The organism is Trichocoleus sp. ST-U1 (genome assembly GCF_039961835.1).
GTDB lineage: Bacteria > Cyanobacteriota > Cyanobacteriia > Cyanobacteriales > FACHB-T130 > FACHB-T130.
In genome coordinates this window covers 1-17903 of the sequence record NZ_JAMPJZ010000033.1, presented here as the reverse complement: position 1 = coordinate 17903, position 17903 = coordinate 1, and the positions used below count along the sequence as shown (strand labels likewise).

Annotated in this window: 11 protein-coding genes; 7 read left to right on the top strand and 4 right to left on the bottom strand. The window is 47.4% G+C overall.

What is annotated here, in order from left to right; genetic code table 11:
• The first annotated feature begins 52 nt into the window (after positions 1-52).
• On the top strand, positions 53-487 hold the full coding sequence (aroH, locus tag NDA06_RS13785; protein ID WP_199291973.1) for a chorismate mutase: 435 nt from the start codon (positions 53-55) through the stop codon (positions 485-487).
• Positions 488-544: 57 nt separating this feature from the next.
• Here aroH and crtR read toward each other — a convergent pair whose 3' ends face one another.
• Entirely contained in the window at positions 545-1447 is a 903-nt protein-coding gene (gene crtR, locus NDA06_RS13780; protein WP_190415660.1) for a beta-carotene hydroxylase, read from the bottom strand.
• Positions 1448-1760: 313 nt separating this feature from the next.
• Between crtR and NDA06_RS13775 the strand changes: the two genes are divergently transcribed.
• Both NDA06_RS13775 and NDA06_RS13770 read left to right on the top strand, forming a co-directional pair.
• Positions 1761-2600 (top strand): COP23 domain-containing protein, encoded by an 840-nt coding sequence (locus tag NDA06_RS13775; protein WP_199324126.1) that lies wholly within the window; start codon positions 1761-1763, stop codon positions 2598-2600.
• Positions 2601-2840: 240 nt separating this feature from the next.
• Positions 2841-8987: a CHAT domain-containing protein gene (locus tag NDA06_RS13770; RefSeq protein ID WP_242047487.1), complete on the top strand. Its 6147-nt coding sequence runs from the start codon at positions 2841-2843 to the stop codon at positions 8985-8987.
• 211 nt (positions 8988-9198) lie between these two features.
• Here the strand turns inward: NDA06_RS13770 and NDA06_RS13765 are convergent, their stop codons facing one another.
• Both NDA06_RS13765 and NDA06_RS13760 read right to left on the bottom strand, forming a co-directional pair.
• Positions 9199-10014 carry an alpha/beta hydrolase gene (locus NDA06_RS13765; RefSeq protein ID WP_190440765.1) on the bottom strand — a complete coding sequence of 272 codons (816 nt, stop codon included), beginning with the start codon at positions 10012-10014 and terminating at the stop codon, positions 9199-9201.
• A 228-nt stretch (positions 10015-10242) separates the two neighbouring features.
• Positions 10243-10965, bottom strand: a complete 723-nt coding sequence (locus NDA06_RS13760; RefSeq protein ID WP_190986211.1) for a lysophospholipid acyltransferase family protein — start codon at positions 10963-10965, stop codon at positions 10243-10245.
• A gap of 409 nt (positions 10966-11374) precedes the next feature.
• On the opposite strand from NDA06_RS13760, the gene metG reads away from it, so the two are divergent.
• The 3 genes from metG to lptC all read left to right on the top strand — a co-directional run bounded on the left by metG (position 11375) and on the right by lptC (position 14950).
• Positions 11375-12967 carry a methionine--tRNA ligase gene (metG, locus tag NDA06_RS13755; protein WP_190440769.1) on the top strand — a complete coding sequence of 531 codons (1593 nt, stop codon included), beginning with the start codon at positions 11375-11377 and terminating at the stop codon, positions 12965-12967.
• 166 nt (positions 12968-13133) lie between these two features.
• Positions 13134-13742 carry an NYN domain-containing protein gene (locus NDA06_RS13750; RefSeq protein WP_190415651.1) on the top strand — a complete coding sequence of 203 codons (609 nt, stop codon included), beginning with the start codon at positions 13134-13136 and terminating at the stop codon, positions 13740-13742.
• A gap of 38 nt (positions 13743-13780) precedes the next feature.
• Entirely contained in the window at positions 13781-14950 is a 1170-nt protein-coding gene (gene lptC / locus NDA06_RS13745; RefSeq protein WP_190524667.1) for an LPS export ABC transporter periplasmic protein LptC, read from the top strand.
• 138 nt (positions 14951-15088) lie between these two features.
• Here the strand turns inward: lptC and NDA06_RS13740 are convergent, their stop codons facing one another.
• Positions 15089-16414 carry a D-alanyl-D-alanine carboxypeptidase gene (locus NDA06_RS13740; protein ID WP_190986212.1) on the bottom strand — a complete coding sequence of 442 codons (1326 nt, stop codon included), beginning with the start codon at positions 16412-16414 and terminating at the stop codon, positions 15089-15091.
• Between the two features lie 351 nt (positions 16415-16765).
• On the opposite strand from NDA06_RS13740, the gene plsX reads away from it, so the two are divergent.
• Complete coding sequence (gene plsX, locus NDA06_RS13735) at positions 16766-17797, top strand: phosphate acyltransferase PlsX (RefSeq protein WP_190415645.1); 1032 nt, start codon at positions 16766-16768, stop codon at positions 17795-17797.
• Positions 17798-17903 lie beyond the last annotated feature (106 nt).

Below are 17903 nucleotides of genomic sequence, written 5' to 3'. Positions count from 1 at the left end.
ATTTAGATGATTCTGAAATCCAAAATCTAAAATTCAAAATCTCAATTATAAAATGGAGGATGCTTGCGTGGAGTGGCGAGTTCGAGCGATTCGCGGGGCAACAACTGCCTCACAAAACACGGCTGAGGCAATTCGAGAAGTGGTAGCGGAACTACTCGATGAATTAGAAGTACACAATCAACTACATCCCGATCTAATTATTAGTGCCACGTTCTCGGTAACGCGGGATCTGGATGCGATCTTTCCCGCTGCGATCGCTCGCTCTCGTCCCCACTGGGACAATGTTCCTCTGCTAGATGTCCAGCAAATGCACGTGGAGGGAGGGCTGGAGCGTTGCATCCGCTTCTTAATTCACGTCAATTTGCCAGCTTCCCATCCACCGATTTACCATCCTTATCTGCGGGGAGCTAAAAGCCTAAGACCGGATTGGAGTTTGTCTCAGGTTAGCTTATCCTCGCAGTCAACGATTCAGTCGTTTCATCGCTGAGGTTTTTTGTCATTAGTGATTCGTCCCTCGTCATTGACGAATCACTAATGACATTTATTAGCTATTTTCTAGGTTTTTAGGTGATTTGTTGTGAAAATGGATGCCTAAAAAAACGTCATATAAAAAGCTCCAGAAATTTTTTCCTTGCCAGATTCCCAGAGTTTGATAACAGCCTTTTTCATCTAAGAGGGGCTTGGTGGCGTAATAAGCATTCTGGTAGTGATACCAGGGGATGGAAGGCCACAAATGATGAATGAGGTGGTAATTTTGCCCCATGATCAGCAAATTGAGGATGGGGTTGGGGTAAACTCTGGCATTTTTCCAGCGATCGCGTTCTTGATGAGGGCGATGCGGCAAATAATCAAAAAACAATCCCAGCGCCAATCCTACCAGGGCAGAAGGGATAAACCAAAAATTGAGAATGTAGCCTAAGAAGTGGTACTGAATTGAAATATAGAAAATCGTCCCGACAAACAAGCGGCTTAAGAACCATTCTAAAAGTTCATATTTTCGCCACAGCTGCCGTTTAAAGAAAAATACTTCGTGGTATAAAAACCGCACCGGAATTAACCACAGGGGTCCGCCAGTAGAAACGTAATGATCTGGATCGTTTTCCGGGTCATTGACATGGGCATGATGCTGCAAATGAACCCTAGTAAATACTGGGAAGGCAAAGACTAACATCAGCGCACTGCCATGTCCCAGGATGGCATTGATGACTCGGTTACGATGGGCAGAATTATGACAAGCATCATGAATCACCGTTCCACAAATGTGCAAGGCGATCGTGTTTGTGATAAAGCAACACCAGTGAGGCCACTCCCAGAGCCAGTAACCAAAGTTTGATAGCACAACCATCGCTACGGCGGCTAGAAACATGAGTAGCGTTGGGCTTAGGGACGCAGGCGGTTCCAGGAAATGTCTGGGAACTGTCAGCGGCTTTTGTGCCTCCAACAACATTGTTTTCTCCTTTTGAATGATTTAAGGGTTCTGCGGGAACTTTGCTTCGGTTTTCCCGTCACTATGGCATCTAGGGGGGTATGTTGTGCAACATTGGATACACGATAAACAGTACCCACTGATTGACAATTTTCAAAAAACACGCTCTATTTTCCTGACTTCTTACCCTTATTCCTACCACGGAAGCGGGGGATTCTAGTCGTGCTTTCGTAGTATACGCTACGAAGACCGATTTATAAAGATTTATGAAATTAGCTCATTTAATTCAAATGATGCTAACGATAGCCAAAAAATATACAGGAGGATTGTTGATATGTCACCATATCTGTCTAGGTTCGCGTCTGAGACAAAGTCCTTAGTTGTCAAAAGTGTGGCTTTATCTGCTGGTGTAGCAATGCTACTGAATAGCGGTATTGCCTTTGCCGGTTCTGTTCAGCAAGCGCAACTGCCGGGTGTAGAAGATGAGAATACTCAGACCTCGGACGGGGATGTTGTGGTAGACACCGATGGGAGTCCAGATAGCACCACTAGCTCAGGAACGGAATCAGAGAATAGTACAACTGCTAACAAGCCACGGTTTACCTGCCAGCTAACGAACAGTCAGTATATGGTGATGTATCACCCGAAAAGTCAACCCGCTCAAGCTTATGCTTGGGCAACTCCCAGTCCTTTAGGCGGTGGTTGGACTGCGGAGAGACGCTGTAACGAAATTAGTCGCAGATTAGAATCTTATCGACCCGATGGTCTTCAGGAAATGCGGGCATCGGTGGAAAATAACTACAACGTTGTTTGCATCACGACTCAGAAAAATCCAGACTGTCGGATTGTCCTGACTGTACCTCCCGGTGAAAATCCGCAGTTAATCCGCGATCGCGTTTTCCAAAATATCAGCACTGCTGACAGCGGACAGGTGACAGAGGGCGTCAATACCTTTGTTGGGGGTCGGGATGCTCAGATGCTCAACGATCTCTTAAACTTGGGCTTATCTTCCCTTGGCGGGACCACGAATCGCTCCAGCCGTAAGTCACAAAGCGTTAACCTGCGACCTTTCTTAGATCGAGCTGATGGTGGCACCGGCACCCAGTTGAAAGGCGGAGTGCCTATGCGCTCGAATCGAGCCAATCCTCGACTGAATCCAGGCAACTTCCGTTAAAAATTGTTGATAGGCGAGCGGGGACTCAAACCCGCGATCGCATAATCAGCACAATCAATAGAATAGAGAAGATACAAAATTGTTTGGCTTCCCAATATTGCGCCGTCTGGAAGCCAGACAATTTTATTTATTTATAGATGGCGATCGCTCTTATGGGCTAAAACAAATAAAAGCATTCCTAACACGTTGAATCTGTCAATGTTACTTTAGGGATATTGACACCAGGGTAAGTGCATAACTATGTCAGCCGTTAGAAATATAAGGCTGTTACTGGTAGTGTTTTCACTAACAGCGATCGCTAACTCGCTTCAACCAGTACAAGCACAGCCGATTACCCCAGCGGCTGACGGCACCGGCACAATTGTTACTCCAGAGGGGAACCGTTTTAACATTAGCGGCGGCACGCTTTCAAAGGATAAAGCAAATCTTTTTCATAGCTTTGAGCAGCTAGAGTTAAATTCTGGGGAAATTGCAAACTTTCTTTCTAACCCTAATATTCAAAATATCTTAGGGCGCGTTACAGGTGGGAATGCTTCTTATATCAATGGATTAATCCAAGTCACAGGGGGAAACTCCAACCTGTTCTTGATGAATCCATCAGGCATTATTTTTGGTTCTCATGCCAGCCTAAACGTTCCTGCTTCATTTACCGCCACCACTGCCACAGGTATTGGTTTTGGCAGCAATTGGTTTAATGCAATGGGGGCGAATGACTACGCTACATTGGTCGGAACGCCCAACCAGTTTATTTTTAACACTCCTCAACCTGGAAGCATTATCAATGCGGGGAATTTGGCAGTATCGGAGAATTTAACCCTGTTAGGTGGCACGGCAGTTACTACGGGGCAGATGAGGGCGACTGGGGGGCAAATTGCTGTAGTCGGTGTACCGGGTGAGAAATTAGTGCGGCTGAGTCTACCTGGCAGTCCGCTAAGTTTAGAAGTTCAACCGCTACCTACCTCAAATACAGCCACGCTACCCTTTACTCCTTTATCCCTCCCTTCGCTGCTAACAGGCGGAAATCTCGCGAATGCCACGGGATTAACTGTCAATAGCGATGGCACGGTACGATTGACCGCTTCTGGTGCTGAGGTTGGCACACAACCGGGTACTGCCATTGCTTCTGGTACCTTGAATGTATCGGGTCAAACCGGCGGCATCGTCTATGTCTTGGGCAACCAAGCGAGTGTCATTAGTGCCAATATCAACGCTGCTGGCACCAATGGCGGCGGTGCGGTACTGATTGGCGGTGATTATCAAGGTCAAGGCAAAGTTCCAAATGCCTTACAAACATTGGTTAGCAGCGACTCAGTGATTTCTGCCGACGCACTGCAATATGGCAATGGTGGAAAAGTTATTGTTTTTGCAGATGATACAGCCAGCATTTACGGGACACTGACGGCACGGGGAGGCGTTTTTTCTGGAAATGGTGGGTTGATTGAAACTTCTAGCAAACAGTTTCTGAATCTCACCAGTACGCCAGATGCAAGTGCGCCTCAGGGACTCGGTGGTACTTGGCTGATTGACCCGACCGATATCACGATTGTGAATAGTGGCGGTGGTGCGATTGGCACGAATACGGTGGATGTTGCCAATATTAATGCTGCCTTGAATACTGGCACTAGCGTCATCCTCGACACGGCAACTGCTGCTGGTTCTCCAGGTGCCGGGAATATTACTCAAAATAGCAATGCTTTTATTAGCAAGACATCTGGGGGAGATGCCGCGCTTACTCTACAAGCTAACAACAACATTATTCTGAATGGAGCGATCGCTTCCAGTAGCGGCAAGTTGAATGTCAATCTTTTTGCTGATAATGACACCAACGGAAGCGGCGCGATCGCCCTCACCAATGCCACGATTAGTACAAACGGCGGCAATCTTACAGGAGTTGGTCGAGGAAATGCCACCTACACGAATCGCATTCTGCTCAACAACAGCATTATTAATGTCCAAGGCGGCAATATTAACCTGACGGGCACAGGATTTCTTAGTGGTGCTGGTACTACCAGCAACGGAATTTCGCTTCAAAACAACAGTGCAGTGCAATCAACCGGAACCGGAACGATTACCCTAACTGGTTCGGCGGGAGGTGGGACAAATGCAAATGACGGCGTAGAAATCATCCAAAACTCTAAAGTGAGTTCGGTGAATGGAAATATTAATATTCAGGGTACTGGTAACGGAACTGGTGCTGCCAATCATGGAATTCAGGTATCTACAGGTAGCAATGTAGCATCCACTGGGACGGGGAACGTTACCCTAATCGGTACCAGTAACGGAACGGGTTTCAACAATGACGGTATTTCGATTGGCACTACTGGCACCATTGTCCAATCCAACAGCGGGAATCTTACCCTAAATGGCACCAGCGGTACTGGGGTGGGGAGTCAGGATGGAATCGCTGTTTATGCAGGCGGCAGAGTGCGATCGCAAGCTGGAAATATTAATCTGTCTGGCACTGTCAAGGGAACGGGCAGCGACAGCTACGAGATTATTATTGTCTCTGAAAGCGTCGTGGAATCTGTTGGGACAGGGGCGATTACCCTCAATGGCACTGGTGCGATTGATGCAGCAGGCATTCTCTTACAAGACAGCAGCATTAATCCGACTGGAATTGGGGGTAGCGGTAATATCACTCTTACCGCTAATGAAATTAATTTTATTGACTCCACGAATCCTGGCACCCCGCAAATTAAGGGCAGCGGTACGCTTCAATTGCAGCCTCTGACTTCCAGTTTGGGTATTACCATTGGCGGGACAGTCAACGACAACCGCTTAAATCTCAACACCAGCGAACTCAATTTTTTAGAAAATGGGTTTTCTCAAATCATCATCGGACGGGCAGATAGCAGCGGTGCAATCACTTTGGCTGGCAACACCACCTTCTTCGATCCAGTCACCGTGCGATCGCCCGTAGGTTCTGGTTCTATAACCACGACAGGTTATACTCTCGCCGGAGATGATAACGCGACGCTTACCCTGTTAGCCAACCAAAATATCGCAACTGGCAATATTATCAATTCCGGTCGTCAGATTACGCTAACCAGCTTCCTCGGCAGTATCAATACCAGTGCAGGCAAGCTTGATACTAGCGCTTATAGCAATAACGGCGGCGCGATCGCCTTGAATGCTTTCGGCAATATTACCACTGGTGACTTGAAATCTTGGTCGGTTGAAGGCGATGGCGGGGATATTTTCCTCTCTAGTAAGGCAGGAAGCATTAACACTGGCATCTTAGACGCAACCACTTTTGACGGCAATGGCGGTGCGATCGCGCTGACGGCTTTTGGAGAAATTACAACAAAAACCTTGCAATCTTGGTCAGATTATGGTTTTTCTGGAGAGATTGCCCTGTTTGCCAATGGAAACATTACCACGGGCAGTCTAGATTCTCGCTCCTATGATTCTGGGATTGGGGGTGACATCACCGTTATTAGCAGTGGGGGAAGCATCACAAGTGGAGACTTATTCTCCCACTCCCAGACTAATGATGCGGGTTCGATTAACTTATTTGCCCCTCAGGGCAACATTACCACTGGTATCCTCAACACAGGCTCTTATGGTCTGAGTGCAGGCATTACGGGAAACATCACCCTTACCGCTGGTAGCAACATTAACACCAGCTACATTCATGCTTTTTCAAATGGGTATGGCAATGGGGGAAAAATTTCTCTGACAAGCTATACAGGAACGATCGACACCCAACAAGTACGATCAAATTCAAAGGGTGGTGATGGGGGCGCGATCGCATTTGATGCAAAAGGCAACATTACTACCGCTGACTTGAACGCTTTCTCAAACAGTGGGGATGCTGGTGATATTTATCTTTACAGTGACCAGGGAACTATCCAAACTGGGGCATTAGATGCAACTTCCTTGGAAGGTTTTGGGGGCGCGATCGCGTTTGATGCAAAAGGCAACATTACCACCAGTAAGGTGGAATCTTGGTCAGTGAAGGGTGATGGCGGTGATATCTCTATCTACAGTGCCCAGGGAGCCATTAATACCGGGTTGTTAGATACAACCTCCTCTGAAGGCTACGGGGGATTTGTCACCCTAGAAGCTAATGGCAATATTACGACAGGTAACGTGGAATCTTCGTCAGTTGATAACGATGGAGGAGCGATCGCTGTTTCTACCAGCGGTGACATCACGACTGGCACTTTAGATTCTGGCACTTATGGTTTCGGCACGGGGGGTGGCATCACCCTCACGAGTAATACTGGAAAAATTTCACTTTTAGAGGTGTATTCTGACTCTCAGTATGGCGATGCAGGGGCGCTCAACTTTTCTGCCAAGGGCGACATTACCACCAGCAATTTGAATGCAAGATCTTATAGTGGTTTTGGCAAAGGCGGCGACATCACGCTGATATCAGGAACGGGAGGCATCAGCACTGGATCGGTCATTAACGCCTCGACAACCTTTACGGGGGGTGCCATAACCTTTTCTGCCACCGGGGACATCACCACCGGCAATCTAGAATCTTACTCGCAGAGTGGGAATGGGGGAGCGATCGCGCTCAACAGCACTACGGGATCGATCGATACCGAAAAGTTGTCTTCTTACTCGCAGACTGGGAATGGGGGAGCGATCGCCTTAACTGCTAACAACGGCAACATTACTACCCGTACCATCAATGCCCAAAGTCTGGGAAGTGGCACTGGCGGAACTGTTAATATCACTGCTGGTAAATTCTTTCGGGCTACAGGCACGTTTACAGACCGCAATAGCCTAAATTCCAGTATTTCGACCGCTGGTGGAACCAACGGCGGTGACATCACCATCCGTCACAGTGGCAGCACGACCACTCCCTTCGTCGTTGGGAATGCCACCATCAACGGGACAGCTGGATCGATAACCAGTGGGGCAACTAATACGATTGCCACAATCTTTTCAGTACCCGTACCGCCGGACACTTACATCCAGGGCAACATTAAAATCATCACCTTCAGCCCTACTCCCGATTTTATCCCTGCTCAAACCCCCTCACTGCCCGTCGAAATCCCACAGCAAGAAGCATCACAACCGCAGGAGACTACTTCGCTTTCCCCTCCGGCCAATACCAGTCAGTCCTTGGTTGAAGTTGATTCTGCGTTGGCTCAAATTGACGAACCCTTCACCCAGGAATATGAACAATATCTAGGCGTAAGCGATACCCCCACAAGGAGCCTTTCCGATGCCCGTAGTACCCTGCAAAGCATTGAAGCATCTAGCGGTATCAAAGCGGCACTCATTTACGCTGTTTTTACTCCCACAACTGCGGTAGCAAATGAGGCAAAAAGCCCATCTTCCTCAATTGATCATTCCATTAATCCTGACAGCCTAGAACCGCAAAAAACGGAAAATTATCAAGATCAGCTGGAACTCGTACTAGTGACGGCAGATAGACAACCGATTCGGAAAAGAGTCACAGGCGCAACCCGCCAAAAAGTTCTCAAACTTGCTAACCAATTCCAGACGCAAGTGACCAACCTTAAAAGCGCTCGTGGCTACCTAGCATCCTCTCAGCAGATGTATCAATGGCTGCTAGCACCGCTAGAGAAAGATCTGCAAAGACTCGATATTCAAAATCTTGTCTTCCTCATGGACGAGGGTCTACGCACGATCCCCATCGCTGCCCTCCACGATGGTAAAGGGTTTATCCTTGAGCGCTACAGCGTTGGTTTGATGCCCAGCCTTAGCCTCACCGATACTTACTACCAGAGTTTGAAAAATGCTCAAGTTTTGGCAATGGGCATCTCAAAATTTACGGATAAAAATCCTTTACCAGCAGTACCAAGGGAATTATCAGCAATCGTCCCCTATCTGTGGAAAGGCAAGTCCTTTCTCAATGAGGATTTTACGCTAAAGAATCTGAAGGCGCAGCGTCAACAACAGCCGTTTGAGATTGTACACCTAGCAACTCACGGAGAGTTTAATTCAGGTTCTCCTAGCAACTCCTACATTCAGTTATGGGACACCAAGTTGCGACTCGATCAGTGGCGGGAACTGGGTTGGGACAACCCACCAGTAGAGCTATTAGTGCTGAGTGCCTGTCGCACAGCAGTGGGGAACGAGCAGGCAGAGTTGGGGTTTGCGGGATTAGCGGTGCAAGCAGGGGTGAAATCGGCGTTGGCAAGTTTGTGGTACGTCAGCGATGAGGGAACTCTAGGACTAATGGCAGAATTCTACGAGGAACTAAAAACAGCTCCGATTAAGGCAGAGGCGCTACGTCAAGCTCAGTTGGCGATGCTCAAGGGGCAGGTGAGACTGGAGGGAGGAAAGTTACGGACTCGCAATGGGGATATCTCTTTGCCACCCCAATTGCTAGGAATCGGAAATCAAGTCCTCTCCCATCCTTATTACTGGTCTGCTTTTACAATGATTGGCAATCCTTGGTAAAAGCAAACGACTCATCACAAAGTAGAGAAACTGAATTGTTTTTAGGATAAGTTTTCCTGCCGCTCTACCCATCACACCCGCTTGAGTATTCAGTTTTGGACTTCAAACAGCAGGCTCTTAATGTGCAGAACAAATAGACACGAGGTCGGTTCCCAGCGTACAAAATGACAAGCTTTTATTCAATTCATATCTCCTGCTGAATGACGGCTCGCTAAGAAACCGCCAATAGGGAAACTTTATCCCGACTTTCTAAAAAATTTTCAGCTTTCATAATTGCGTAGAGGTTGACATCAGCTTCTAAAAGACAAGCATGACCGCTCTTCGGCAGTATGACCATTTCCGCGTCGGGTAGGCAAGAAGCTAAGCGCTGAGCTTCACTTACAGAGGGCAGTAGTCGGTCTGTACCTCCGGCAATCACCAGGGTAGGTTGGGTGATGCGACGTAATTGAGAAGCATCAACATCAAAATCTCTGATGAGGGACAGTCGCCAAAGGACAGTTTTTGGGGGTACGGAGTGGATAGCGTCTAGAAGGGCGCGGCGATCGCGCGGTGCAACCCGTTCTAAATGAGCTAAAAACGGCAATAACCACACCGATCCCACTCGGTAGAGGACTTCCGGTATCCAACCGCTCACCAGCGATCCCCAAGCTAGCAGAGGTCGCTGATTAAAGGAAGAAGCGGGGTTGATCAAAATAATTCGGTCAAATAGTTCGGGCGATCGCAACGCTACTTTCATCGCCAAACAGCCCCCAAATGACTCGCCGCACAGATAAACTGACCGATTAGGTTGTTTTTCTACTTCTGCTTCAATCAGCGCTACCACTTGATCGGTTAGATCGTCCCAGCTGGTCAAGTCATCGGCTGGGATGACCAAACAACGGATATCAAAGGCTGCTTCTAACCCCTCGGTCTGCGCTCGCAACAATTGACCCGTGCCATCCATGCCTGGGAGGAACACGAACAGCGGGCAGTCTGGATTAAACAGCCTGGGGGTGAGAAAACAAGGATGGCTTTTTACGTCTGGCATTTCGTAATGTCCATTTAAAAACAACAGGTCAAAAATTTATTGCTTTCTTTGGGGCGGATGCGAACGATTCGAGGACTCAAGACACTTCGGTGAAAAACTAGGCAAGTCTAAATTCTTGAAGGCGACGGTTACTGAGAGCGGACTTTGCCCATTTGCCTACCCTTAAGCCATCTACCTGTAGACGTAGGTATTAATTCTTATTCTATGGCAGACTCCCATCCTTGCGAACTAATACCAAACTTGACGAAGTAAACCAGCAATTTCTTCCTGACAGTAATTGATAAGACTGGCAACAGCAGTTTTGGCTTGTTTTCCTTGATATTGTTCCCGCACTTGAGACGTAATCCAACAGGGACGCCCAATTAGGATGCTAGATCGACGGTAAATGACCATCGGATGCCAGCCTGCCTGTTTAAATAGGGGTTCAGAAGGGTCAAATAAACTTAATAGTCGCAGAGGGATTGCCGAGTTATTGGTTTCTTCCTGGGACGCGATCGCCACGGGTAAAATTGCCAAATTTTGCACCGGCGCTCGCAAAGCTAAATGAGCAAATCCCCGATGAAAGGTTTTCATTTCATTCGGCTGGGTTAGGCTTACCATTGGTTGGGCACCTTCGGGAAATATCCCAACCACCTGCTGGGACTGCAACAGGCTGATTGCCTTGTTAAAGAAATCTTGCTGGCGGTGTTCTGGCGTCTCCAAAGGGAAACAACCCAGCTGATTGACAATCTCCCGCATCACGGGCACTTGTCCCATGTAGTGATGACAGGCAAAGCGAATCGGACGATTTAAAGCTGCCATCAGGATTGGCGCATCCATGACGCTGCGATGATTGCTCACCACTAAAACGCCACCTTCTTGAGGAACGCGATCCTGATGGTATATATACATCTGCGTTCCCAATGCCTTCATCAGCAAGCGAGAAATCTGTAATGGGTTATCTGAAGACATGCTTTCTATAGGCTTTCTTTCTGGAAGCGCGATCGCTACAGTCAACAGGCAATCGGCTTGATTATAAATGGCTAGAGTCTAGAGGTAGACTGAATCTTGACTCTTGAGTTCATTCTCCACTTTTTACCAAGCCTGGACTTTATTCGTTGAGCAGATGCGATCAATCGCCCCATAACTTAACTTTTCTTAATACAATTATTAACGTAACTTCCTCACCTATACGAATCTCTCAGGGTAGAAATCGCTGGTAAAGATTTTTTACGATTTTAATTTTGTCAAGAAAAAGTAACATTTTATACTTATATTTCCCGGAGCTAAGTGAAACTCTCAAGACAAGATAACGAAAAGATACAAAATTGCAGCCCGAAGTATATGATCAAAAGCAAGAAAGGGGTTGTTTTTTATATTTATGAGTGCTAATCATACAAGTAAAAATTCATTTGCAATTACTACACCACTGTATTATGTGAACGACGTACCCCACATTGGCAGCGCTTATACAACAATGGCGGCGGATGTGGTGGCTCGGTTTGAACGGCTCCGGGGAAAGTCTGTGCTGTTGATTACCGGCACGGATGAGCATGGGCAGAAAATTCAGCGCACAGCAGAAACCAAAGGGCTTTCACCGCAAGCTCACTCGGATGAAATTGCGGCTGGATTCGATGTCCTTTGGCAAAAACTCAATATCCAGTACGATCGGTTTATCCGCACGACGAACTCTCGCCATCAAGCTATTGTTAAAGAGTTTTTCCTGCGCGTCTGGGAAAAAAACGACATTTATTTGGGGCAACAAAAGGGCTGGTATTGCGTCTCCTGCGAGGAATTCAAAGAGGAACGCGACCTTCTAGAAGGACACCACTGCCCCCTCCACCCCAACAAAGAAGTCGAGTGGCGGGATGAACAAAACTACTTTTTTCGCCTCTCTAAGTACCAAAGCCAGCTGGAAGACTTATATCGCCAGCAACCAGATTTTATCCAGCCAGAAATTCGCCGCAATGAAGTTTTGAGCTTTGTCAGTCAGGGGCTTCAAGATTTCTCCATTTCGCGAGTGAATTTAGACTGGGGCTTCCCTATACCCGTCGATCCCAGCCACACCATCTATGTCTGGTTTGATGCCTTGCTGGGCTATGTCACGGCGTTGCTCGAACCAGATAGCGAACCGACGCTAGAGAATGCTTTATCCAAGTGGTGGCCGATTAATATGCACCTGATTGGTAAAGACATTCTGCGGTTTCACGCGGTCTATTGGCCTGCCATGTTAATGTCAGCGGATCTGCCGCTACCCGCTCGAATATTTGGACATGGCTTCCTGACAAAAGACGGGCGAAAGATCAGTAAAACGGTTGGTAATACGATCGATCCCATCGCTTTAGTCGAACGTTACGGAGCTGAGGCTATTCGTTACTATTTTCTCAAGGAGATTGAATTTGGGCAAGACGGAGATTTCAACGAAACTCGGTTTATCAATATCCTCAATGCTGACTTAGCAAACGATCTGGGCAATTTACTCAATCGGACGATGAACATGGCAAAGAAATATTGCAATGGCATCGTGCCTGACTGCTTAGCTGAAAACATCCCCGCAGATAACACAATTAAAGCAATTGGCCTTAGTTTAGGCGATCGCGTTGCTCAAGCTTATGAATCTCTGGCGTTTAGTGATGCGATCGCAGATATTTTCACTCTAATTCGAGCCAGCAACAAATTTATAGACGATCAAGCTCCTTGGACTTTATATAAGCAAGGGCAACAACAAGCCGTCGAACAAGTCCTGTATGCGGTTCTAGAATCTGTTAGACTAGCAGCTTATCTGCTATCACCGATTATTCCTACCATCAGTAGTGACATTTACCAACAGCTAGGTTTTTCAATTGACTTTAATAACAAAACGTTAATAGATGTTTCGGCTGCGTTTTCCGCTCATGCCACTTGGGGAACACTAACTGCAAGACAAGCTTTAGGTGAAGCCAGACCTGTTTTTCCAAGGCTGGAACTCCCCTGAAGAGTTTCGTCTTAGTAGCTAATAGCTGTTGGCTGTTGGCGGATTGACCATCGGGTGCTGATACATACAAAAGTAAAAACTCTGGTACAGACCGCTCTCTCAAAAGCTAAAAGTTCATCAAAATCGCTAATTGCTTTTTTCATAAAAAAATCGAGGCATAACAATCATGTTGAATAATTTCAGCAGTAACGACTCTGTATTCACGCCAGAACAGGTTTTAGAAAATCGCGGTCGTGTAGCCATTTTTATCGATGGATCAAATCTATTTTATGCAGCACTACAGCTCGGTATAGAAATTGACTACACCAAGTTGCTATGTCGCTTAACCGCTGGGTCTCGCTTGTTACGCTCTTTCTTTTACACCGGCGTCGATCGCACGAATGAAAAACAACAGGGTTTCCTGTTGTGGATGCGGCGCAATGGATACCGAGTCATTGCCAAAGACTTGGTACAGCTGCCGGATGGCTCGAAAAAAGCCAACTTGGATGTGGAAATTGCTGTCGATATGATGGCTTTAGTGGGGTCTTACGATACCGCTGTTCTCGTCAGTGGGGATGGGGATTTAGCTTACGCTGTCGATGCCGTTAGCTATCGGGGTGTCCGCGTGGAAGTGGTCAGTTTGCGCTCCATGACCAGCGATAGTTTAATCAATGTATCAGATCGATACATTGACCTGGATAGCATCAAAGAAGATATCCAAAAGACGCCCAGACAAAATTATACTTACCGTCCACTGTCGGGCATTGGCTTTATGGATGACCAAGAAGATAGATAACGCAACCTAAGAAATAAAGACATAAATAGGCAATAGAAATGAAAAAAGTAGCTCCTCGCAAAAAATTATTTCTTTTGCCTATTTATTTTTTATTATTCACTTTTTTAGTTAGTGCTTGTAATACTGAAAAACGCACGGAAAAAAAATTGCAGAAAGATACTGCTTCCGTGACAGATTTTGAGGGGAGTTTAGTATTCCAAAATGTGACTCTGGATCAGGCAGATGAGAAGGGACAACCTTTGTGGAAAGTGAAGGCAAAGCAGGCAGTTTATACCAAAGATAAGAAAGCTGCTCGCATCCAAAATCCTAGCGGGGATTTGTTCCAAGATGGAAAAATGATTATGCAAATCACCGCAGATAGTGGCGAAGTTCAAGAGGATGGTAAAAAAATCTTTCTGAAGGGTCAGATTGTTGCCACAGACCCTCGGAATGGGGCAGTTTTAAAAGGGAATGAATTAGAGTGGCGACCAAAGGAAGACGTTGTGATCGTGCGTCAAAATCTCGTCGGCACCCATCAAAAGATGGTGGCAACAGCGAAGGAAGGACGATATTTTAGTCGGTCGCAGCATATGGAATTATTGGGTCAAATTGTCGCAACATCGAAAGACCCAGCGGTACAAATGAGAACCGAGCATTTAGTGTGGCAAATTCCCCAGCAGATGGTAGTTGGCGATCGCCGCATCCAGATTGACCGCTACACAGGCAATCGCGTGACAGAGCAAGCAGCAGGAGATTCTGGTCAGGTAAACCTGAAAACGAAGATGGCAACGCTGACAAAGAATGTTCAGATGACTTCTTTAGAGCCGCCGGTGCAAATCGCTGGAAATTCTGTCACCTGGAACTTAGACACACAAATGGTTACGTCAGACCAACCCGTGAAAGTGGTGCATCAGCAGCAGCAAGTGACGCTGACGGGGAACCGGGGTCAGGTAGATCTGAAGGGAAAAGTGGCTCGTCTGGTTGGTGGCGTCCAAGGCGTTGGCAGTCGGAATAAATCCCAACTTTACGCCAATCAGGTGACTTGGAATATTCCGACTGAAGAATTTGATGCTCAAGGCAATGTAATTTATCATCAACAAGTTGACCCGCCGCTGCACTTGACGGGTTCCAGAGCAGTCGGTAAGTTTCAAGGTCAAACGGTTGTTGTCACAGGTGGCGGTGGTGCTAACGGTGGTAGTAGCAGAGTGGTGACGGAAATTATTCCTTGAATCGAGAAGCGATGGTCATAAAAACCAAAATGGTATAGCAATCCTATTTGAGTTGTGAGATGCCAGTGGTTGAGATCCCCGCCTTCTTGGAAAGTCGGGGATCTTGCCTTCACGAATCATGGGGAGTGCTGGGCGATATTATCGTCGCGCTTGAAAATCTGAGAGAATTTCATTGCGACTGGCGTCACCGAGAAATCCAGCAATATCAGCTCGCCCAGTGCTAGGAAGAATCGCTGCTGGTAGAGTGGGGGGAATGCCCCATCGTTGCACCAGTTTTTGAAGTATTTGGTCTTGCTGTTTTCTAAAACCATCGACATCACCACCCCGGTTGATGATCGCAAAGCAAACTAGACCGCGATCGCGTGTCGGCATTACCCCAGCAAGGGCGCTGACATCGCGCAGGGTGCCAGTTTTGATAATCGTGCCTGTGGGGATGTGGCGAGATACCATCGTTCCCCGGCGATCGTGTCCTGCTACCGGGAAGAGGTCGGCTACCGTTAGCTGATGGGGTTGTAAATAACTTTCAATCGCCGTCAGCATTCCGCAAACAGCGCGGGGCGAGATGCGATTTTCCACCCCCAAACCAGAGCCATTTACCAGCTGAACTTCCTGTTGGGGGACACCGGCAGACGTAGCCCCCAACTGAGCGACAGCGGATGCCCCCCCAAGGGCTTTTGCCAGCATCTCCGCCATGTCGTTGTTGCTGTAAATGTTCATTTCCTTGAGGATTTGTGCCAAGGACATTGAGCGATGACGCAACAACAAAATTTGCTTGGGAATTGCAATTGATGAAACTTTGACCGAACCCGCGATCGCAATTTGTGGTTTTGGCGTTCCTGGGGGCATTAAGTTGTATAGATATTGGGCATCTCTGGGCCACGAGGTGGGGTTAAATGCTTGTTTGAGCATCTGACCCGCCATATAAGGGTGGGATTGGTAATTCATGTAAAAATCGCCCACAATCACCAAATTGCCGTTGATGCGGCGGATGCCCCGTTTATTTAAAGCATTCCCCAGAGCGATCGCTTCTTCCCACACAAAAAAGGGATCGCCACTGCCATTAATCACCAAATCTCCCTGCAAAACTCCATTTCTCACAGGTCCGGTCGTGCCAATTGAGGTTTCAAACTGATGGCCTGGACCCCAAGTCTCCAACGCAGCAGCAGAAGTCGCAATCTTGGTCAAAGAAGCTGCCGGTAAGGGAATATTTCCCTGATGAGTTGCCAAGGGCATAGAACCCGACTGAATCCACACCCCTTGGGCCGCCTCCCCCATGCCTTTAGCGCTCCAGCCCTTCAAATATTGCCGCATGGTGTTTTCAGCTACCGGATCGGTCGCCATCGAGAGGGAAAACAAAGGAACTCCCCGCCACGCAGCCAGTTGGGTAGTATCTATCTCTGTTGTTTTTACCCCAGCCATATTCATCCACAGCGCTACCAATCCAGAGCCAAATAATTGCAACATTCCTCACTTTCCTTTATTCACTAAACAAAGAGCCTGCCGGATGTGCAAGCTACAAAAAAAGCCCAAGGCGGAAATTGCTTCCGCCAGAATGAAGATATTTTTTCGGGAGTTCGCGTATAGGTAAAGCACAAGCAGGGACAAGGAATGAGTAATCGGTGAGCAAGCGAAAATGGATAAACTCTCCCGTGGGACAACTAGTTCTCTATCTTTACCTATTTAGGAGTACCATTTTTTTCAGCATTCTTTTATTTATCCTTCCTGCGTCCTGTTTCATCCTCCCGGATTGGCCCCGGTTTCTCCACGAGTCATCGGGTACTGGTAGAATTTTTAAGGTTTATATCACTTTGATCAATGGGATCGACTCGCGCACGGATCGCAATTGACGCTATGGGTGGCGACCACGCCCCCGCCGAAATCGTTGCTGGAGCGCTTAGGGCACAGGAAGAATTAGACGTAGAGGTTTTGCTGGTGGGCGATCCTCATCAGATTGAAGCTTCCCTAGGGCAACACACCAGTTCTCATCTTCCTCAAATTGTGCCTTCTGAGGGCACAATTGAAATGCACGAGGAGCCTCTAAGTGGTTTAAAACGCAAGCCCAAGGCTTCGATCAACGTAGCAATGGATTTGGTAAAACAAAAACAAGCCCAAGCAGTAGTGTCAGCGGGTCATTCAGGAGCCGCTATGGCATCTGCTCTGCTGCGACTGGGACGCCTTCGGGGGATCGACCGCCCCGCCATCGGAGCAGTTTTGCCAACGATGGTAGCTAGTAAATCAGTGCTAATTCTCGATGTCGGCGCAAATGTCGATTGTCGTCCTAAATTTTTGGAGCAGTTCGCACTGATGGGATCGATTTACAGCCAGTATGTGCTGGGTGTAGACGTTCCTAAAGTCGGGTTGCTCAACATTGGTGAAGAAGAATGTAAGGGGAACGATCTAGCGGTTCGCACTTACCAAAGGCTGCAAGAAAATTCGCAAATTTGCTTTACTGGCAATGCCGAAGGGCGAGATGTCCTGACGGGTAATTTTGATGTGGTCGTTTGCGATGGTTTTGCCGGGAATGTTCTGTTGAAATTTGCTGAAGCCGTTGGCGAGGCAGTATTGCAAATCCTCCAGGAAGAGTTACCTCAAGGACTGCGCGGGCAAGTCGGCACGGCTCTGTTGAAACCAAACTTGCGGCGAATAAAGCAGCGGGTAGACCACGCGGAACATGGCGGTTGCTTGTTGTTAGGGGTAGGAGGCATTTGCATTATTAGCCACGGTAGCTCCCAGGCTCCGTCAATTTTCAACGCGATTCGCATCGCGAAAGAAGCTGTTGATAACCAGGTACTGGAGCGAATTCAGTCTCAAGATATCAGTGCTAAACAATCGGCAATCGGCGAATAGCAACAAGTATGAAGGATGAAGTGTAAAATGTGACATTCCAGCGTCGATCGTTTAGAATTAATCGATTTAGCTAAAAGCTAAAATGCTGATAGCTGATACCTAAAGA